Source organism: Leisingera sp. ANG49, from assembly GCF_059694505.1.
Window position 1 is genome coordinate 445,077 of record NZ_JCATZN010000001.1, and the last position, 15,799, is coordinate 460,875.

At 59.3% G+C, this 15,799-nt stretch carries 16 protein-coding genes; 15 read left to right on the forward strand and 1 reads right to left on the reverse strand.

The features are described from left to right. The first annotated feature begins 26 nt into the window (after positions 1-26). The 6 genes from AC58NV_RS02240 (at position 27) to AC58NV_RS02265 (ending at position 3,270) form a co-directional block, all read left to right on the forward strand. The gene (locus AC58NV_RS02240) at positions 27-1,022 is read left to right on the forward strand and encodes a putative phage head morphogenesis protein (protein ID WP_497225692.1); all 996 of its coding nucleotides are present in this window, start codon (positions 27-29) and stop codon (positions 1,020-1,022) included. Positions 1,023-1,024: 2 nt separating this feature from the next. Continuing rightward, positions 1,025-1,477, forward strand: coding sequence for a hypothetical protein (locus tag AC58NV_RS02245; RefSeq protein ID WP_497225693.1), 453 nt, complete (start codon positions 1,025-1,027; stop codon positions 1,475-1,477). Next, positions 1,474-1,872 (forward strand): phage tail terminator-like protein, encoded by a 399-nt coding sequence (locus AC58NV_RS02250; RefSeq protein ID WP_497225694.1) that lies wholly within the window; start codon positions 1,474-1,476, stop codon positions 1,870-1,872. Before AC58NV_RS02245 ends, AC58NV_RS02250 begins: the two co-directional genes overlap by 4 nt. A gap of 7 nt (positions 1,873-1,879) precedes the next feature. Then, a complete protein-coding gene (locus AC58NV_RS02255; protein ID WP_497225695.1) occupies positions 1,880-2,077 on the forward strand; it encodes a hypothetical protein in 198 nt (65 codons plus the stop codon). A gap of 89 nt (positions 2,078-2,166) precedes the next feature. Beyond that, on the forward strand, positions 2,167-2,655 hold the full coding sequence (locus AC58NV_RS02260; protein WP_497225696.1) for a hypothetical protein: 489 nt from the start codon (positions 2,167-2,169) through the stop codon (positions 2,653-2,655). A gap of 93 nt (positions 2,656-2,748) precedes the next feature. Then, the gene (locus tag AC58NV_RS02265; protein WP_497225697.1) at positions 2,749-3,270 is read left to right on the forward strand and encodes a hypothetical protein; all 522 of its coding nucleotides are present in this window, start codon (positions 2,749-2,751) and stop codon (positions 3,268-3,270) included. A 400-nt stretch (positions 3,271-3,670) separates the two neighbouring features. Here the strand turns inward: AC58NV_RS02265 and AC58NV_RS02270 are convergent, their stop codons facing one another. Further along, the gene (locus AC58NV_RS02270) at positions 3,671-3,961 is read right to left on the reverse strand and encodes a hypothetical protein (protein WP_497225698.1); all 291 of its coding nucleotides are present in this window, start codon (positions 3,959-3,961) and stop codon (positions 3,671-3,673) included. Between the two features lie 63 nt (positions 3,962-4,024). Here AC58NV_RS02270 and AC58NV_RS02275 point away from each other — a divergent pair, with 63 nt between their 5' ends. The 9 genes from AC58NV_RS02275 (at position 4,025) to AC58NV_RS02315 (ending at position 15,098) form a co-directional block, all read left to right on the forward strand. Next, the gene (locus tag AC58NV_RS02275) at positions 4,025-8,632 is read left to right on the forward strand and encodes a hypothetical protein (protein WP_497225699.1); all 4,608 of its coding nucleotides are present in this window, start codon (positions 4,025-4,027) and stop codon (positions 8,630-8,632) included. Then, positions 8,629-9,537 carry a hypothetical protein gene (locus AC58NV_RS02280; RefSeq protein WP_497225700.1) on the forward strand — a complete coding sequence of 303 codons (909 nt, stop codon included), beginning with the start codon at positions 8,629-8,631 and terminating at the stop codon, positions 9,535-9,537. The genes AC58NV_RS02275 and AC58NV_RS02280 overlap by 4 nt, the downstream gene beginning before the upstream one ends. Next, positions 9,534-10,949, forward strand: a complete 1,416-nt coding sequence (locus AC58NV_RS02285) for a tail fiber domain-containing protein (RefSeq protein ID WP_497225701.1) — start codon at positions 9,534-9,536, stop codon at positions 10,947-10,949. The genes AC58NV_RS02280 and AC58NV_RS02285 overlap by 4 nt, the downstream gene beginning before the upstream one ends. Before the next feature lie 28 nt (positions 10,950-10,977). Next, positions 10,978-11,343, forward strand: coding sequence for a hypothetical protein (locus AC58NV_RS02290; protein WP_497225702.1), 366 nt, complete (start codon positions 10,978-10,980; stop codon positions 11,341-11,343). A gap of 115 nt (positions 11,344-11,458) precedes the next feature. Next, positions 11,459-12,190: an NlpC/P60 family protein gene (locus AC58NV_RS02295; RefSeq protein ID WP_497225703.1), complete on the forward strand. Its 732-nt coding sequence runs from the start codon at positions 11,459-11,461 to the stop codon at positions 12,188-12,190. A 14-nt stretch (positions 12,191-12,204) separates the two neighbouring features. After that, complete coding sequence (locus tag AC58NV_RS02300) at positions 12,205-12,396, forward strand: hypothetical protein (protein WP_497225704.1); 192 nt, start codon at positions 12,205-12,207, stop codon at positions 12,394-12,396. A 150-nt stretch (positions 12,397-12,546) separates the two neighbouring features. Further along, on the forward strand, positions 12,547-13,386 hold the full coding sequence (locus AC58NV_RS02305) for a sulfite exporter TauE/SafE family protein (protein WP_497225705.1): 840 nt from the start codon (positions 12,547-12,549) through the stop codon (positions 13,384-13,386). Positions 13,387-13,682: 296 nt separating this feature from the next. Then, positions 13,683-13,976 (forward strand): hypothetical protein, encoded by a 294-nt coding sequence (locus tag AC58NV_RS02310; protein ID WP_497225706.1) that lies wholly within the window; start codon positions 13,683-13,685, stop codon positions 13,974-13,976. 759 nt (positions 13,977-14,735) lie between these two features. Further along, a complete protein-coding gene (locus tag AC58NV_RS02315; protein ID WP_497226383.1) occupies positions 14,736-15,098 on the forward strand; it encodes a helix-turn-helix domain-containing protein in 363 nt (120 codons plus the stop codon). Positions 15,099-15,799 lie beyond the last annotated feature (701 nt).

Consider the following 15,799-nt stretch of genomic DNA (forward strand, 5'->3'; position numbering starts at 1 on the left):
TCTGACAATCTGAAAGCGGAGGTCGTATGGCCGCCCAGGAACGCGAACTGCGGGACGCTCTGGCAAAGCTGGAGCCCAAAATCCGGCGTGCCTTTGAGGAGGCAATCGCACGGGCCGCTCTGTCGGTTGGCCAGAAGGAACTGGCCGCGCTGATCGAGGCCGGGCGGATCGAAGATGCCGTGCAGCTGCTGCGGCTGGATCAATCCCTGTTCTGGCCCCTGCATGAGGCGGTCCGGGACGGTTACGTGACCGGCGGCACCCTCGGCGGCAAGATTGCCCCGCGCGGTCTCAGCGGCTGGTTCGGGTTCAACGGCCGCCATCCCCGCGCAGAGGCTTGGGTTCAGGAGAACGGCGCCCAGCTGATCCAGGGCATCACCGAGGAGGGGGTGGAAACCACCCGCCGGGTCATTGTCTCCGGGCTGGCTGAGGGGCGCTCCAGTTTGGCGGTTGCCCGGGAAATCACCGGGAAAGCGGTGGGCAAGAAGCGGGTTGGCGGGTATCTCGGGGTCACTGCCCAGCAGGCGGAGAGCATCATATCCGGCCGGTCCAAGCTGGCCAGCGCTGACCCCGACCTGATGCGGGCGTATCTCCGGCTCAAGCTGCGCGACAAGCGGTTCGACAAGACCATCCTCCAAGCGATCCGCGAGGGCCGGGCGATCACCGGCAGGCAGCTGGACCGGATCATGGAGGCGCATCGCTCCAAGGCGCTTGGATACCGGGGGCGGGTCATCGCAAAGCACCAGGCGCGCCAGGCACTCGCTGCGGGCCGGGAGGAAGGTATCGAGCAGCTGCGGGACAATCCCGAGGTTGAGACGGTCACCGCACGCTGGCAGCACAACCGCTCGCTGGAGCCGCGGCTGGATCATCAGGCTATGCACGGCACGGTGATCGAGGCGGGGGAGCACTTCGAGTTCCCTGACGGCACCAGGATGCGCCGGCCGCACGACGACGGCGCCCCGGCAAAACACACCATCGGCTGCAATTGCATGGCCATCTATCGGGTCCGTCTGCGGAGGGATTGAGCATGGCCAAGACGTTCGCGGCACAAGTGGTTGAATTCGTGCAGAAGACAAAGAGGAATATGCGCTATGTGGCGGCCGAGGCCATCCAGGATGTGGTTGAGGCGGCCCAGACAACCCAGCTGGGCATCACCCGCGGCGCCGACAGTTTCGAAGAGGGCAAGATCCCGGTGGGTCTGACCGGTGACCTGGTGAACTCGCTGGTGAGTTCGATCGATGGCGGGGCTGCCGGTAAGGGCGCCGCAAGCTACACCACCGTTATCGCCGGAATGGAGCTGGGCGACAGGCTGACCTTCACCTGGACCCAGGAATACGCGATGCGGATTGAGGCAGGGTTCACCGGCACCGATGCCAAGGGACGGCAGTACAACCAGCCAGGGCGGCACTATGTCGGCGCCAACGCGGCGCGGTTTCAGGAATTCGTGGACGCACGGACCAGAGAGGTGCAGGGCAAATGATCAGCGAGGCGGATATCTCAGACGCACTCGGGCAGCATCTGAAAGGTATGCCGGGCGTCTATCCCATTGTCTGGGAAAACAGGACCTTCACGGCCACCGTTGAACCGCACCTTGCCTTCGAAGTGGTCCGCCTACAGCCCGAAGACCGGACGCTGAACGGCGAAGGAACCGTCCACAAAGGGTTTGTGCAGGTGACCGTGGTCGGGAATCTGGACAAGTGGGCGCGGCCGAATGAACGGCAGGCCGACCTTATCGCTGCCCGCTTCCGGCAGTCTCTGAAGCTCGATGTGACGGGCGGCAAGATCACGATCACTCAACCGCCTCATATCGGCCAGGGATACCGGGACGCCAAGGATTGGCGGCTTCCGATCAAGATCCGCTACGAGGCATCATAAGCAGCCAATGGAGGTCAAATTGACTGGCAAAACCAAACTCCAACCCGCGGCTGAAAAGGCCGCTGAAACGCCCTCGCGCGTGACGTTGGTGAACACCGACAAGCGCAACGGCGAGATCGGGCAGGAAGCCCGCCCGCTGGAAAAAGACGCAGCAGCCTGGCTCGCCAAGGGCTGGGCGCGGAAATCGGCGGGGAACGCCGAGTAACCCTATCAGCTCGCGGGGCAAAGCGGGCATTCCCCACAACCTGAACTGAACACCCCCGCGAGCGGGGTCTTTCTGCATGGAGAACTGACATGACGCAGAACCATATCGGCAAGACGATCTATGTTGCCAAAGCTCTGCCGGCTACCAACGATGCCGCGGGCTTCGAAGCGCTGACCTGGGTGCAGGTCAAGGGCCTGATTACCCTTCCGCAGCTGGGCACGACCCATTCAATGACCGACATTCCGGACCTTTCCACCGGCTTTACCTCGGCCACGAAGGGCGCCGGCCAAGGTGTCGACACCACCATGACTTTCCGCGACGTCGACGGCGACACCGGCCAGGCTGATCTGATCGGCCAGGCAGACGACAATGACGGCCTGCTGTCGGTGAAGATTGTGAACGGCACCGGCGCCGACACTGGCCACGGCCCGGCGCCGGTGACCGGTGACAAGGTGGAGTACGCCCAAGGCATCGCACACAGCCACCAGCCCAACCAGGGCGACAACAGCTCCTATGAGGGCTTCCAGGTCGGTTTCCGCCAGAACGCAAAGACCGTGAAGGCCACCCAGCCTGCCTAATTCGCCTCCCCTCGGGGCGGATGAGGGCCGGGGAGGGAGGTGGTTTCAACCTTCCCGGCCCAGCATGAAACCTGAGACCAAAGGATAAACTTCATGGACATGTCCGTATTCAACACCCGTAAGCGCGCCGAAGAGGGCGTTTTCCTGCCCCTGTGCCATCCGTTCACCGGCGACCCCATCGGGGAAGGTGGCAAGGCCCCGGGCTTCCTGATCCGCGGCACGGCTGCCCGCTCTGTGCAGTCCCGCATCAGCGAAATGCAGAAGAAGGCCGAGGAGGCCGCTGGCGGTGATGACGAAAAGGCTGTGATGGAAGCCCTGCACGAGTCGATGATTGATGCGGCAATGCGCTACATCATCGAGCCCCGCAACATCGAGAACGAAGGGGCAAAGGTGGAGACCGAGGAGCAAATCCGCGGCATCCTTGATATGACCTTCCCCGAAATGGATACGCTCAAGGATGATCAGGGCAAAACGGTGATGATCACCTCGAAAGACAAGGACGGCCAGGACATCACCGTTCCCAAATTCGAGCTGACGAACAAGCCGTTTGCCAAGCAGGTGATTGAAGCGGCAGAGGATGGCGCCCGTTTTTTGGGGCAAATCTCCGCAGGCTGATCCACGCCTCGCACCAGGCGGGCTGGCTTAACTCCTGTATCGATCACAAAGACGATGCCAAGCGGCCGCAGCAAACCCGTGCAGATGCCTACCGGGAGGCGGGAATCCCCCCGCCTTTCCTGGAGCTTCGCGCAGGCCAATATCTTCTTGATGCGTTGTTCGACGCCGGGCCGGTAAAGCACGATCCGATGGCCGGCGCAGTTCCCCTTGAGTGGATAGACCTGCAAGCTTTTGTCGCTTTGACGGGTGCGCTGTCGGAGCCCTGGGAGGCGCAGACGCTGCGCCAAATGAGTCAGGCTTATGAGCGTGGGCTGCGTGAGGGTGCCGATCCATTCAGCATCATGCCGAGTGAGAGGGAAAGTTGAGGCAATTTGGCAAGCCCAGCCCTTCAAAGGCTGGGTTATTCCTCGACAGGACATTCTAGGCCCAAGCTTACAGCCTTGAGCGCCACAGCTTGCGCATGGTGGCCTAGGTTATTCTCTCTGCCAACTCGCAGTAGCTCATTGCAGGATGGATCGTTTGGGACACGTTCCTCGCACCATTCCAACATGTGACTGATTGTTCCGATCAAAGGGCCGATGCCTTTAGAAAATGAAATCAAGTCGCTGCAGCTGATATAGTTTTCAGCTTTGGCGCCAAGCGGTGCGCCAGCTGCTAACAGCACAACCGCGCCAATACGAAAAATAGCCATCAATAAATCCTCCTAACTCAATTGGGGGATCATTTCACGTTATGCGCGAAAGGGGCAAGCCGCATGGATTTTGCCACGCTCACTTTGGGTGCCGAAACCGCTGGTCTTGAGAAGGGCGAACGGTCGCTCGACTCCGTCACGGCCGCCGCCGGGCGCGCCGAAAAAGCGGCTGATGGCGTTGCCGGTGGCTTCGATCGTGCAGGTGCTGCAGCTTCGAAGTCCACGAGGGAGCAAAAGTCCTATCAGGAGGCGCTACGGCGGACACAAGCGGCACTGGGCACCAATGTGCGCAGCTTCGAAGAACTGCGCCGGGCTATCGACCCCTCCTATGCGGCATCGCAGAAGTACGCTGAGGTTCAGCGCCTTGTGTCCAGCTCTGTGGCTGCAGGCGAGGCGAGCCAGCAGGCCGCCAATGTGGTTCTTCAAGAGGCTGCCCGGCGCTACATGGGTGTTGTCCCGGCGGCTGAACGGGCAGCGGCAGCGCAGCAGAAGGCAGCCCAGGAGGCCAAGGACATGCGGGCGGCTTACGAAGCCACCCGCGCCAGTCTCGACCCGTTGTTCGCTGCCTCCAAGAGATATGAGGCTACCATTGAGTCGCTGAATGCCGCTCAAAAGGCCGGCGTTATTTCTGACAAGGAGAGGGTGCAGACGCTCAGCCTTCTCGAGGCGCGGATGATTGGCTCTGGGCGAGAAGTTGTCCGCGTGACAGGCCGGTTTGATGCTCTGTTTGCATCTGTCGGCGGCGGTCAGTTCGCTTTGAAACAAACGGCGTTCCAGCTCAACCAAGTCGCGCAGCAAGGCGCTGTGACCGGCGATTACATGGGTGCCCTCAGCATTCAGGCGGCGGACATGCTGACCATTTTCGGAACCTGGGGCATTCTCGCTGGCGGCGTGATTGCGGTCATGGGGCCGCTTGCCATGTCTCTCTTCGATACCGGCAAGGGCGCCAAGGACGCCGCAAAGGGCCTGGACAAACTTGAAGGTGCATCTCGCGCTTACATCGATATTGCGGAGATTACGCGTGCGAAGACCGGAGACCTGCGCAAAGAGTATGGCAAGCATGCCGAGGCGGTCCGGGAAGTCCACCGAGAGCTGGTAAAGGTCGCGGAGCAAATGGCCCTTAATCAAATGGACGCGGCCATTGCTGAGGCGTCGGAGTCATTAGATGCACTGATGGTCTCAGTGGGCCAGCTTTCTGAGGCCCGCAAGGAGCTCGGCGCTGCGCTGGCCGCCCGGGATGAGGGAGGGTTCCTTCCCAAGGCCGAGCTCGACGCCCTAGAGCTGCAGGTTTCAGAAATCCTGGCAGAAATTCAGGTGCAGTTTGGCCTCACCTCTGCCGAAGCGTATCGAGTAAAGGACGCGATTGATGCCATCAACGCGGCAGCCACAAAAGAAGAGGCCGCCGAGGCCGCCCGTCGTCTTTCCCTTGCTATCTCCTCGGCCTATGAGGGCTCCAGGCGCATCCCGGACGAAATGGGTAAGATCGCAACTGCGGCCGGGAGAGTGTTTTCGGTATTTGCGCGTATCGTTTCGGTGTCGGAAGAGACCAGCGTTGCAGCTGATGAAATCGCGGACGAGATTGGCGCGGCGGCCGTTGAGGCGCTGAAGCTGGCAAATGTTGACATTGAAAAGGGTGTCTCCGCAGCAGCAAAGGAAGCTGCGATCCTGGCGGCCAACCTGGGTGTTTCCCTGAATGCAGCCATAAATCTGTCAAATCTGCAGGCCTCCAAGGAGTATTCTGGCCGCGGTGGCGACCCGCGCAAATTCGCTGAGGCATCCTATCAGCAGGCGCTTGGCTATCAGTCAGTTGATGAGGTCGTAAAGGAGCTGACCAAAAGCACCAATAAACTCGGTGGCGCCACCCGGAGCGGGCTGGCCGCACTGCAGCAGGACATTCAGCAGAGGACAAAGCTGCTTGGACTGAGTGGAGATCAGCGCGCGCAGTACCAAGCCCTGATCACCGTTCAGCAGCGCCTCGGGAAGGACGCCAGCAAGTACTCCAAGGCTCAGATCGAGGGCCTTGCCGGCCAACTGTTCGAGCTCGAAAAGCTGGAAGCGCAGCAGCAGCGCGTGGTTGAGCTGCAGAACCGGTGGAGTGAGGAGATCACGCGGACCGCGTTCGAAGGCGGCAGCCTCACCGACACCATTGAGGGAATGCTACGGGATATTGCCTATCAGTTTGCCCATTCGCGGATTGTGCTGCCCATCATTGCACAGATCACCGGCGTTCTCGGGCTGGACCAGCTACTTCTTGGCGTTGGCGGACAGCAAGCAGCAGGCGCCGCGGCCGGGGGAGGAGGCGGGCTGCTGAACCTGGTGGGCGGTGCCGGTAACCTGATCGGCGGCGGCGGGTTTGCTGCTGGCTTCGCATCTGGCCTTGGCGGCATTCTCTCCGGCGGCGGCCTGGGGGCTTCCTTTGCAACTCTCGGCGGGCTGGCGACTGGTAGCGCAGGCTTCACTGCGGGCGCCTTTGGCGCTGCCTTGCCTGCACTTGGCATCATCATTGGCGCTGCTGCGCTCCTGAAGAAGGGCTTCAGCCGGAAATTCGCCTACTCGGCGCTGGAAGGCACCATTGACCTTGATGGTTTCGACGGCTTCGGCCGGGACTTCTACAAAGGCGGCTTTTTCAGGAGCGATAGGAGCAATTACAGCGCGCTCGACCCTGACGTTTCCAGCGCTCTTGACCAGCAGGCGAATGCGCTGACCGGCAGCCTGCTGGACCTGTCTGAAGCCCTGGGGCTGGGCCGGGATACCCTGGACGATTACGAGGGGTATTTCGTGTCCGTCATGACCAGCGGGCGCACTCAAGAGCAGATCCAGCAGGATCTGGCGCGGCACTTCGAGATTGCCTCCGACCAGATGGCGGAAATGATCCTCGGAACGGATGAATGGTCGCGCGCCGGGGAGACTGCCATCGAAACCCTGACCCGGCTGGGCAGCAGCCTGCTGGCGGTCAACGACGCAATGGACCTCCTCGGCCACACCGCATTTGAAACCTCGCTGGCGGGTGGTGATGCCGCCTCCGACCTGATCGATATGTTCGGTGGCCAAGAGGCCTTCACCGCGGCCACCTCTGCCTACTGGAACGGCTTCTATACCGAGGCTGAGCGCATTGTGACTGCAACCAGGCTCATGCAAGAGCAGTTTCAGGAGTTGGGCCTGTCTATGCCTGAAAGCCGGGCCGGGTTCCGTCAGCTGGTTGAGAGCATTGATCTGACTTCCGAAAGCGGGCGCCAGCTCTATGCCGACCTGATGGCCATGTCTGGTGCTCTGGATCAGCTGTTGCCGCAGGAGAGCGCGTTTTCAACAGAGACCGTGGCGCTCATGGGGCAGGTGCAGGAAACCATCAGCGATCAGATCAGCCTGTCGCGGGATGCGGCAAGGGAGGCTCGCCAGACCGCGCAGCTGTGGTTCCGCGCCGCGGAATCTCTCCAGGACTTTCTCGACGGCCTGCTGAACAGCAATCTGACAACGGCCAGCCCGCAACAGGTGCTTGCCCGGAACCAGGCCAGGTTCCAAGGCGCCTACACTCTGGCCATGGGCGGGGACATCGAGGCGGCGCAGGATCTCACCGGGTTTGCGCGCGGCTACCTGGACAGCCTTTATGCCTCGGCTACGTCCAGCGTCGAATACCGGCGCATCGCGGCGCAGGTCCAAGCCCAAGTCGGCCAAGTGGCGGCTGTGGCAGACGCCACGGGCAGCATGGAGGAGCGGCTTGCCGGCCTCCTGGACGATCAGGTCTCCGTGCTGACCGATCTCGGGGAGTATCTGCAGACCGCTGATGCCAGCATGGAGGGTTTTGACCAGAACATCGTTTCCTATCAAGACCGTCTGGAAGATCTCGGTGCGGATATCATGGCTGCAAGCCAGAACCCGGGCATTGCCGAGGTTTCACCCACAGGCGATATGGCAACGCTCTTCGGGGCATTGACCGGGGGCCTGCTGGATGTTGTCGGCCCAATGGGGATGCTGTCCAGCATGCTCGGCGAGCTGAGGGACGCTGTAGAAGCGGAGAGCGAGCTGCGGAGAACTCAGCAGCGGATTGCCCGTCTGCAAGTACGGGGCGCTGATGCTGTAGAAGCGGCTGGCAGCGGTCAGCGCGTGGTCGATGAGTTCAACGCCCTTCGGAGCCAGTATGGCATTTCGCTGGTTGGGCAGAATGGAACCGTGTCCGTAAACGATGATGGCCGGATCGTGTCCTCCTTTGATTACTACGGCGGAACCGAAGCCAACCTTGCGGCCTTCAAGGAGGCGTTGCGGGAAGAGTTCGGGACCGATGCCATGGGCCGGCATTTCGGGGCGACCAACACGCGGGTCGGCAATGCAGAAGCACGTGCGGAGCGGCTTCGCGAGCAGATCCGGGGGCTGGGCGAGATTCCTGCCTTTGCCAACGGTGGCATGCACCGCGGCGGTTTGGCCCGTGTCGGGGAAAACGACATTGAACTGGTCGCCCCTTCCCGCATCTATAACCCGGCCGACACCAGGGCGATGCTCGACAACCGTGAAGTGGTGGCTGAGCTGCGGAAACTTCGCCGGGAGGTGGCTGAGCTGCGGGACGATAACGAGCAGCTGATGCTGGCCAATCTCAAGCACAACAAGCGCAGCGGGGACGCGCTGACCCGGTTCAGCAGAGATCCCGGGTCTCTCAAAGTGACGCAGGTGGTGGAATGAAGATTATCAAGCCAATCGCCATGACAGACGCCATTCTTACGTCTTCCAACGTGGCAGAAAACGATCACAGCGCCTGGGTATCAGGGACAACTTATGCTGCGCAGGCCCGCGTGATCAGCACCACAACGCACAAGATCTACGAAAGCGTGCAAGGCGGTAACCAGGGCAATGATCCGACGACAGACAACGGCACTTGGTGGCTTGAGGTCAGCGCCACCAACCGCTGGAAGGCGTTTGATGGAGTGCTGGCTGACCAGACCGAGAACAGTGGCAGCATCAGCTACTCCATCACGACGGACAAGCTCGTTACGGGTGTGGTATTCTTCAACCTTGGCGCCTCCGAGGTCCGGGTTCAGGTCCTTGACACTGGCCCGGTTGAAATCTTTGACCAGACGCTGGAGCTGGTAGACGACAGCGATATTGTCGACTGGTTCACTTTCTTCACTACGGATTTGGACCAGATCAAAACCCTGGCCATGTTCACTGGGTTCACGGCGCTGCCTGGGTATCGGATCGACATCACAATCGGTGACGGCTCCGGGACCGCAAAAGTGGGGGAAATCACCTTAGGCAAAATAGTCAGCCTTGGCGTCACCCACGAGGGAACAAGCATCGGGCTCACGTCCTTCAGCGTCAAAGAGCAGGACGCATTCGGAAACTGGAACATCGTCGGCCGCGCAAAGTCGGACCCGGTGAACTTCATCTTCTCGATGAGCGCAAACGACGCTGCACGGGTTAAGCGCGTTCTCGACAGTCTGCGCGACACCGCCGCCGTCTACTTCGCCGACGAAAGCCTGGTCTCCGACTATGCGGCAATCTCCTACGGGTTGTTCCAGGACTACGAAATCCCGCTGCAAAGGCGCGGAAAATCCATCGTTACACTTGATATTGAGGGCCTGACATGACGCTAACCGCACCTTCCGCGCCGCCGCTTCCAGACTTGAGCGATCCGGCAAGCTTTAACGCCCGCGCTCTGGCGCTCTTTGTTTGGCAGAACACCGTCTATATCCCCTGGTTGGAAGGCCTGGCAGGCGTCACGGATGACGGCGAGATCAACGGCGTTCCAATCGGACAGACGGCGCCGGCGGCGGGCGGGTTCACCACCCTTGAGGCGTCAAGCCTCGGTCTCGGCACCGCCTCCCCGGCCCATCTGATCGATGCGCAGGGCACCGGGGGCGAGGTCGCGATCCGCGTGAAGAACACCGACGCGGGTGGCGCTGACCCTGATGCGGTTCTCAACATCGATGCGGGCAACGCAAACGGCGAGGCGACGCTGGAGTTCCTGAAGGGCGGTGTGCCTGAGGCCCGCGTAACTGCGCTTGGCGGAAACATGCGTCTGGTTCACGACACCGGGGATCTTGAATTCAACCCGGGCGGTTCGGGGCTTGTCACCATGACGGCGGATGGTGCGCTGGATGTCGACGATGGGAGTCAGGGAAGGATTACCCTGACCGGAAACCGATCCTCCAACACTAGCCCGTTCGGAATTATTGAGGGCATTAACGACCTCAATAATGGCGCCTATAGGCCAAAGGTGGCTTTTCATCGTTACGGAACCCACGACGACAACGCGCGAGTTATGATCACATCGGTTGTCAGCAGCGGAACGGTAGAGAACGTATTTGTCTTCGACGACGCCTTTAAGCCGGACGCCGACAATTCGAGTAATCTCGGGAGTAGCGGCGGCAGATGGGCGGAATTCTACTGCGCAAACCCCACCATCAACACGTCGGACGAAAACCTGAAAACCAACAGGCGGGGTCTTACCGCTGCCGAGCTGTCAGTGGCCGATGCCATTCGCGGGGATATCTGCATCTATCAGTGGATCGACGCGGTGGAGAATAAGGGTGTAGGCGGGGCGCGTCTGCACACTGGCCTGATTGCTCAGAAGGTTGCGCAGCGGTTTGAAGAGGCTGGGCTAGATCCTGAGCGGTACAGCCTGTTCACAAAGGACGTGCATTACCGCAAGGAGATGCAGACCCAGACGGTTGAGGTTCAAGCGACCGAGACCGTGCAGGTGGAAAAGGTGGTAATCGACGTCCAGAACGATGTTGCTGTCCGACGCGTGGTCACAGAAGACGTTGAGCGTCGTGTTTATGAACTCATCCCTGTGGTTGATGAGAATGGAGCCCCCGTTGTGAAGCAACAGGGGGAGGACGTAGATGGCAATCCGATCCTTGTTCCGGTCATGCACCGAAACCCGGTCATGACTGAAGTTGAGGAGCAGGTGGAGGTCGAAGTAGAGGACGGCTACCGCTACGGTCTGCGCTACTCAGAACTGCTCTGTTTCCTCTTGGCCGGAACGATTGGCGCCTGACGCCACAACAATACGAGCAGGATACCTCATGAAATTTGAAAGCTTCGGCTCCGCCATGGCGGGGTTCTTTGGCGTGGCCGGTGGCTGGCTGGCGCAATACGGATCAAACTGGGCGGTTGTTGTTGTCGCCCTGCTTGGCGTCACACTGGCTCTGCTGGAAGGCGAAGAGCTGCGCTTGAAGCCGGCAGTGGCCGTCGCCGTATTCAACCTTCTGATCGGGGTTCTGGGTGGCCCAATGGTGGCCCAGTGGCTGGAGGCGCGGTTTGAAGTGCAATACCCCGCGCTGACGCTGATTATTGCCTTCCTGGCGGCCTATGTGGCGCATGACGCCTTCAGCCGGTTCCGCGGCCCGGTCATCCTGCTGGTCCGGCGCCTGATGGGGGCAGGCTCATGATCCGCTTCCTTAGATCAAAGGCCTGGCGCCGGGTCCGTACAACGCTCTCAATCTTGGTCTGGCTTGGCATTAGCTGGGCTGTCCTTGCCCAGATGTAACTCAGAAGGGAAATCCCATGACATTGCATAGCTATGACGTGCGCTGGCTGCAGCGCGCGCTGAAGGCGCTTGGCTACTACACCGGCCGGATTGACGGTATCGCTGGCCCGAAAACACAAGCCGCGGTGATTGCGTTCAAACGGGGGCAGGGGCTTCGTGCCCGGTTCTATGTCGGCCCGGTCACCTTGGAGCGGTTGGCGGATGCGGTCGAGGATCAGCAGCCGCGGCGCTTTGGCCCAGACACAGCGCCGGAACCTCCCTGGCTGGTGGAGATCGGCAAGGTGATCGGCCTGCACGAAGTTCGCGACAATGCCGAGCTGCGCGCCTGGCTTGCCTCTGATGGCTCAACTCTTGGCGATCCGGCGGTCTACCCCTGGTGCGGTGATGCGGCGATCACCTCTCTGGAGCTGGCGCTGCCGGACGAGCCCTTGCCGGATGCCATAGAGCGCAACCCCTACTGGGCGCGCAACTTCGCCCACTACGGCATTGCCTGCGGGAAGGTCTATGGCGCCGTTGCCAGCTTCACCCGCGACAAGGGAGGGCACGTCGGCTTCGCGGTCGGCTTCGACCCGGTCCGCAACCGGTACCTGATCCGCGGCGGCAATCAGTCCGATTCCGTCCGCGACAGCTGGCTGGCCGCAAGCCGCCTGCTGGCCCTGCGCTGGCCGAAGACCTGGCCGGCCGCCCATCAGCGCCCGCTGCCTCTCCTTGATGCATCCGGCGCCGTCCTCTCCACCAATGAAGCCTGAAGAAAGGAAAAACCATGCTTGAAGGCAAGAAGACATACATCATTGCAGCCATGATCCTGCTGAGCGTTTTTGTGGAACGCGGCCTGGGCATTGATGTGCCCGGGATCGAGATTGACGAAAACTGGCTGCTGGTCGTTCTGAATGCACTCGGCCTTGGATCACTGCGCCGCGGCATTGCTTCGGGGCTCCTGGCGCGGGTTCTCTGATGCTCGGCAACGGCTAATCAGTAATGTCGACGGCGGTGCGCCGTCGGCCCTTCACGCCAGCGCGCCTGTTTGCCGGTGGCGTGCAGGGTCGGTTTCTGGGCTCATGGCTGCGGAAGCCAGTGAAGGGCAGTAGCGAGCCCAATTTAACTTATGCTGCACAGCAGCGAGATGTCCGCTATACAGGTCGAATTCGATCAATCCGATCCCAACATAAAAATGAATCTTCCATCTGTGCCTGACCCAATCACTCTCATCGTTACACTAGCTGCGGTCTTCCTGATTGCCTTTATGAAGGGAGCATTTGGCGGTGGATTTGCAATCGTAGGCATACCTCTTCTCGCTCTTGTGATGGACCCGATTGAGGCAGGTGCGATGCTCGCGCCTCTCTTCGTTGCGATGGATTTAGTTGCCCTGCGCTATTGGACACCTTCAACTTGGTCAAAGCCGGATTTGAAAGCTTTGCTTCCTGCGCTTGTGATTGGGATCGGGCTTGGAACATGGCTGCTCGGTGTTCTTGATGGGCGAGCCGTTGCGATCCTGATTGGAGGTGTCACCCTTCTTTTTGCAGCGCGTTGGTATCTTGCTGGCGGCAAGGTGGTTCAGCGCAAACGTTCATTCGCTGCGGCTACAGTCGCGGGTATGGTCTCTGGCGTGACAACTATGGTTGCGCATTCCGGTGGCCCACCGCTGGCGATGTATCTCCTGCAATTGGGATTGCCGAAAAACATTTATGCCGGAACGACCAGCCTGTTTTTCACTGCGGGCAACGTGATCAAGCTTTTTCCCTGGCTTTGGCTTGGAACGATTGCGGGCGCGCCTTGGCTTTTAATGCTTCTTACCCTGCCCGCCGTTCCAATCGGTGTATGGATGGGTTGGAAGCTGCACGAACAACTAAACCAGGCAACGCTTTATCGTGTGCTCTACGCATTGCTCGTCATTGTTTCAGCGAAACTCATCTGGGACGGCATCAACGGATACGCAATAAACTGAAAAGCCGCCATCGGGGGCAGGCGTAGCGAAGGCTCGCTCTGTCCGCCTGCCGTCGGTCGGGTGAGTTGTGAAACGCTCAAATCTGATGGGCCGCTGACCTTCGGGTTCGGCGTCAGTAGTGCGCTAGGTGGGTTCTGGATTACCGTCAGACCTTACGCTCTCGATTGTTAATTTTAGGCGCAGGTCTTAATCGGAGTCAAAATATACAATCTTTACTTGAAAGTGCAGGTGTCGAGTGCCTACCTGACAGTGGGTCGGATACTAAAATTCGCCTTTAGAACACTAAGGAGTAGTGTGTGAGAAATTTTGAGAAGTCGGGCGCTGGGGTGGTTGTAGTTGGCGGATCCGAATACGCCGTAGATTTCGACATTAAGACTGTTCCCGACGGCATGCACAGAAAGATTAGGTGTATTCTTTCGAACTACCCAGGCGAACTGTTTGGCGTCCTGTCTGTGGCCATGGGCCCCGCTGTGCTCAGAATTCAAGGCGGAAGCAAGTCCATACCAGTGATGGCAGAATCTATGCAGTTAGGAAGCCCGATTTTGTTCCACATTAATTACTCTGATATACCCAAGGATCTCATCAACTGATTTGAGGCTGACAGCAACCCAGAAACGGAGGAGGCGCGATGCCGTATGAAGATGGGATGTCGATTAGCTACGATGAGCTAACGGGAACTGTGACTGTGTGCTTCCGAGGCAGGAAAATTGTGCTGCCCCAAGGGTATACCAGCCGCGCTGAAGGTGTCGCCGCAGGTGAAGAATGGTGCCGAAAAAACGGTTGGTCTGGATAGAAGAGCGTAGCCGTCTGATTGGCGAGAGGCCTGCAATGGTAATTGAACTAAAAGTAATGCAGGCCGCTCTCTCCCGTCCTTCCTCCCCCCAAAGGAAGACCGGGTCGCAAGGCGACATAGTGCAGAAGTGGAATATGTCCAGCAAAGGAGGCTGAATGAGCGGCTGGTGTGATCGTCGAGCGGCCCGCGGAAAACAGTCAAAATGATGACGCAGGCCGCTCTATCCCACCCCGGAATGTTCCGGGATTACGAAAATGTAGGACGGTAAGTGCTGCTGTCCAGCTAAGGAGCGAGCGGCCCACTCGGGCATCAGCACCGTTGTCGGCAATACAGTGGGCCGCTGCATCCCAACTCGGAAGAACTGGGATTATGACGACTTAGAGTGACTGGCCAAAAAATCGAGCAAAAGAGGGGTCTGGATCTAAGGTCACCACTTGAACATGGGTGGCCAATCCGCCACGCCAATCAGGATCTTGCTTTCGGGCGAGACCATGATTTGCGGCGCAACTTAAAATGGTGTACCTGCGTCGAGAGCTACAAAAAGAAGGAACGTTTCATGCCGCATCCAGTTGATGTTCATGTTGGCAAAAGAATTCGTCATCGCCGCTGGTTAGTCGGGAAGACTCAACAGGATCTGGCATCTGAAGTTGGTGTCAAATTTCAGCAGATCCAAAAGTACGAGACGGGTGCGAACAGAGTCAGCGCTTCTCGCCTTTGGGAGATTGCGGCCGCCCTTGATATAGAAGTAGATTATTTTTTTAAGGGCTTGAGAGAAGCTAAGGGCGCGAAGGAGGAGCGGCATTTCTCTGTAGAAATTCTGCAGGCAAAGGAGGCGGCGGATCTTGTCAGAACATTTTATAGCATTCCCGAAGCGCAGCGCGTGCAGCTCTCAAGTTTAGCCAAAGTGCTTGCAGCCTAAAAGGCAGATCACGTCTACTTGTGTCGTTGAACAAGTCAAATGGAAGGCCGGAGAATTGCTGGTGGCTAAAAGATACTATTTGACCGCGGAGCAGGTGTGTGAATTGTCAGAGACCCTCCAGTGCGCCGAAGGGGCTAGTTGCAGTGATTTGGCAGGCGCAAGGAAGGTCGTTTCGATTCTGGTGGAAGATGTGCGGCGACTGGCTTTTGCCACTGAGCTTCCAGATGATCTGGCTGAACAAATCGAACGAGAACTTGTTAGCACAGAGACTGTCTAGTCCATTTTTGGAATGTGCAGGCATTGTCTTTTTCCATGTTGGTTGCATTCAATCGCCTGGTCGCGCTTCGCGTCGATTGGAAGCCTTTGGCTGATCTTCTCTGTCGGAGAGGCCAAGTAAGGAGAAGTAATGTCTAGGAACCACTTTGAGTTTCACCTTCATTGCAAAAATTGCAACCGAGTTGGTGTCGCTTCCGGATATGACAGTGACAACGGGTCGAGCTTCGACTTCTACAGCGTGCCAGGAGGGTTCATTGGTGGAACCTGCAAGCCGAACCCATGGGGGCAGACATTTGGGTGTCAATGCGGATCAGTTGTTGGCGTTACGGTTCGACAAGTATCCAGATAAAGAGCGAGCGACCCGCCGGGCATATGCACCGTTGTCGGCGATACAGCGGGCCGCTCTATCCCGCCCCGGTTAGATC

What these genes read in the sequence shown, in the direction of transcription:
- AC58NV_RS02240 (WP_497225692.1), top strand. Translation starts at nt 27, where the DNA reads ATGGCCGCCCAGGAACGCGAACTGCGGGACGCTCTGGCAAAGCTGGAG.
- AC58NV_RS02245 (WP_497225693.1), top strand. Translation starts at nt 1,025, where the DNA reads ATGGCCAAGACGTTCGCGGCACAAGTGGTTGAATTCGTGCAGAAGACA.
- AC58NV_RS02250 (WP_497225694.1), top strand. Translation starts at nt 1,474, where the DNA reads ATGATCAGCGAGGCGGATATCTCAGACGCACTCGGGCAGCATCTGAAA.
- AC58NV_RS02255 (WP_497225695.1), top strand. Translation starts at nt 1,880, where the DNA reads ATGGAGGTCAAATTGACTGGCAAAACCAAACTCCAACCCGCGGCTGAA.
- AC58NV_RS02260 (WP_497225696.1), top strand. Translation starts at nt 2,167, where the DNA reads ATGACGCAGAACCATATCGGCAAGACGATCTATGTTGCCAAAGCTCTG.
- AC58NV_RS02265 (WP_497225697.1), top strand. Translation starts at nt 2,749, where the DNA reads ATGGACATGTCCGTATTCAACACCCGTAAGCGCGCCGAAGAGGGCGTT.
- AC58NV_RS02270 (WP_497225698.1), bottom strand. Translation starts at nt 3,961, where the DNA reads ATGGCTATTTTTCGTATTGGCGCGGTTGTGCTGTTAGCAGCTGGCGCA.
- AC58NV_RS02275 (WP_497225699.1), top strand. Translation starts at nt 4,025, where the DNA reads ATGGATTTTGCCACGCTCACTTTGGGTGCCGAAACCGCTGGTCTTGAG.
- AC58NV_RS02280 (WP_497225700.1), top strand. Translation starts at nt 8,629, where the DNA reads ATGAAGATTATCAAGCCAATCGCCATGACAGACGCCATTCTTACGTCT.
- AC58NV_RS02285 (WP_497225701.1), top strand. Translation starts at nt 9,534, where the DNA reads ATGACGCTAACCGCACCTTCCGCGCCGCCGCTTCCAGACTTGAGCGAT.
- AC58NV_RS02290 (WP_497225702.1), top strand. Translation starts at nt 10,978, where the DNA reads ATGAAATTTGAAAGCTTCGGCTCCGCCATGGCGGGGTTCTTTGGCGTG.
- AC58NV_RS02295 (WP_497225703.1), top strand. Translation starts at nt 11,459, where the DNA reads ATGACATTGCATAGCTATGACGTGCGCTGGCTGCAGCGCGCGCTGAAG.
- AC58NV_RS02300 (WP_497225704.1), top strand. Translation starts at nt 12,205, where the DNA reads ATGCTTGAAGGCAAGAAGACATACATCATTGCAGCCATGATCCTGCTG.
- AC58NV_RS02305 (WP_497225705.1), top strand. Translation starts at nt 12,547, where the DNA reads ATGCTGCACAGCAGCGAGATGTCCGCTATACAGGTCGAATTCGATCAA.
- AC58NV_RS02315 (WP_497226383.1), top strand. Translation starts at nt 14,736, where the DNA reads ATGCCGCATCCAGTTGATGTTCATGTTGGCAAAAGAATTCGTCATCGC.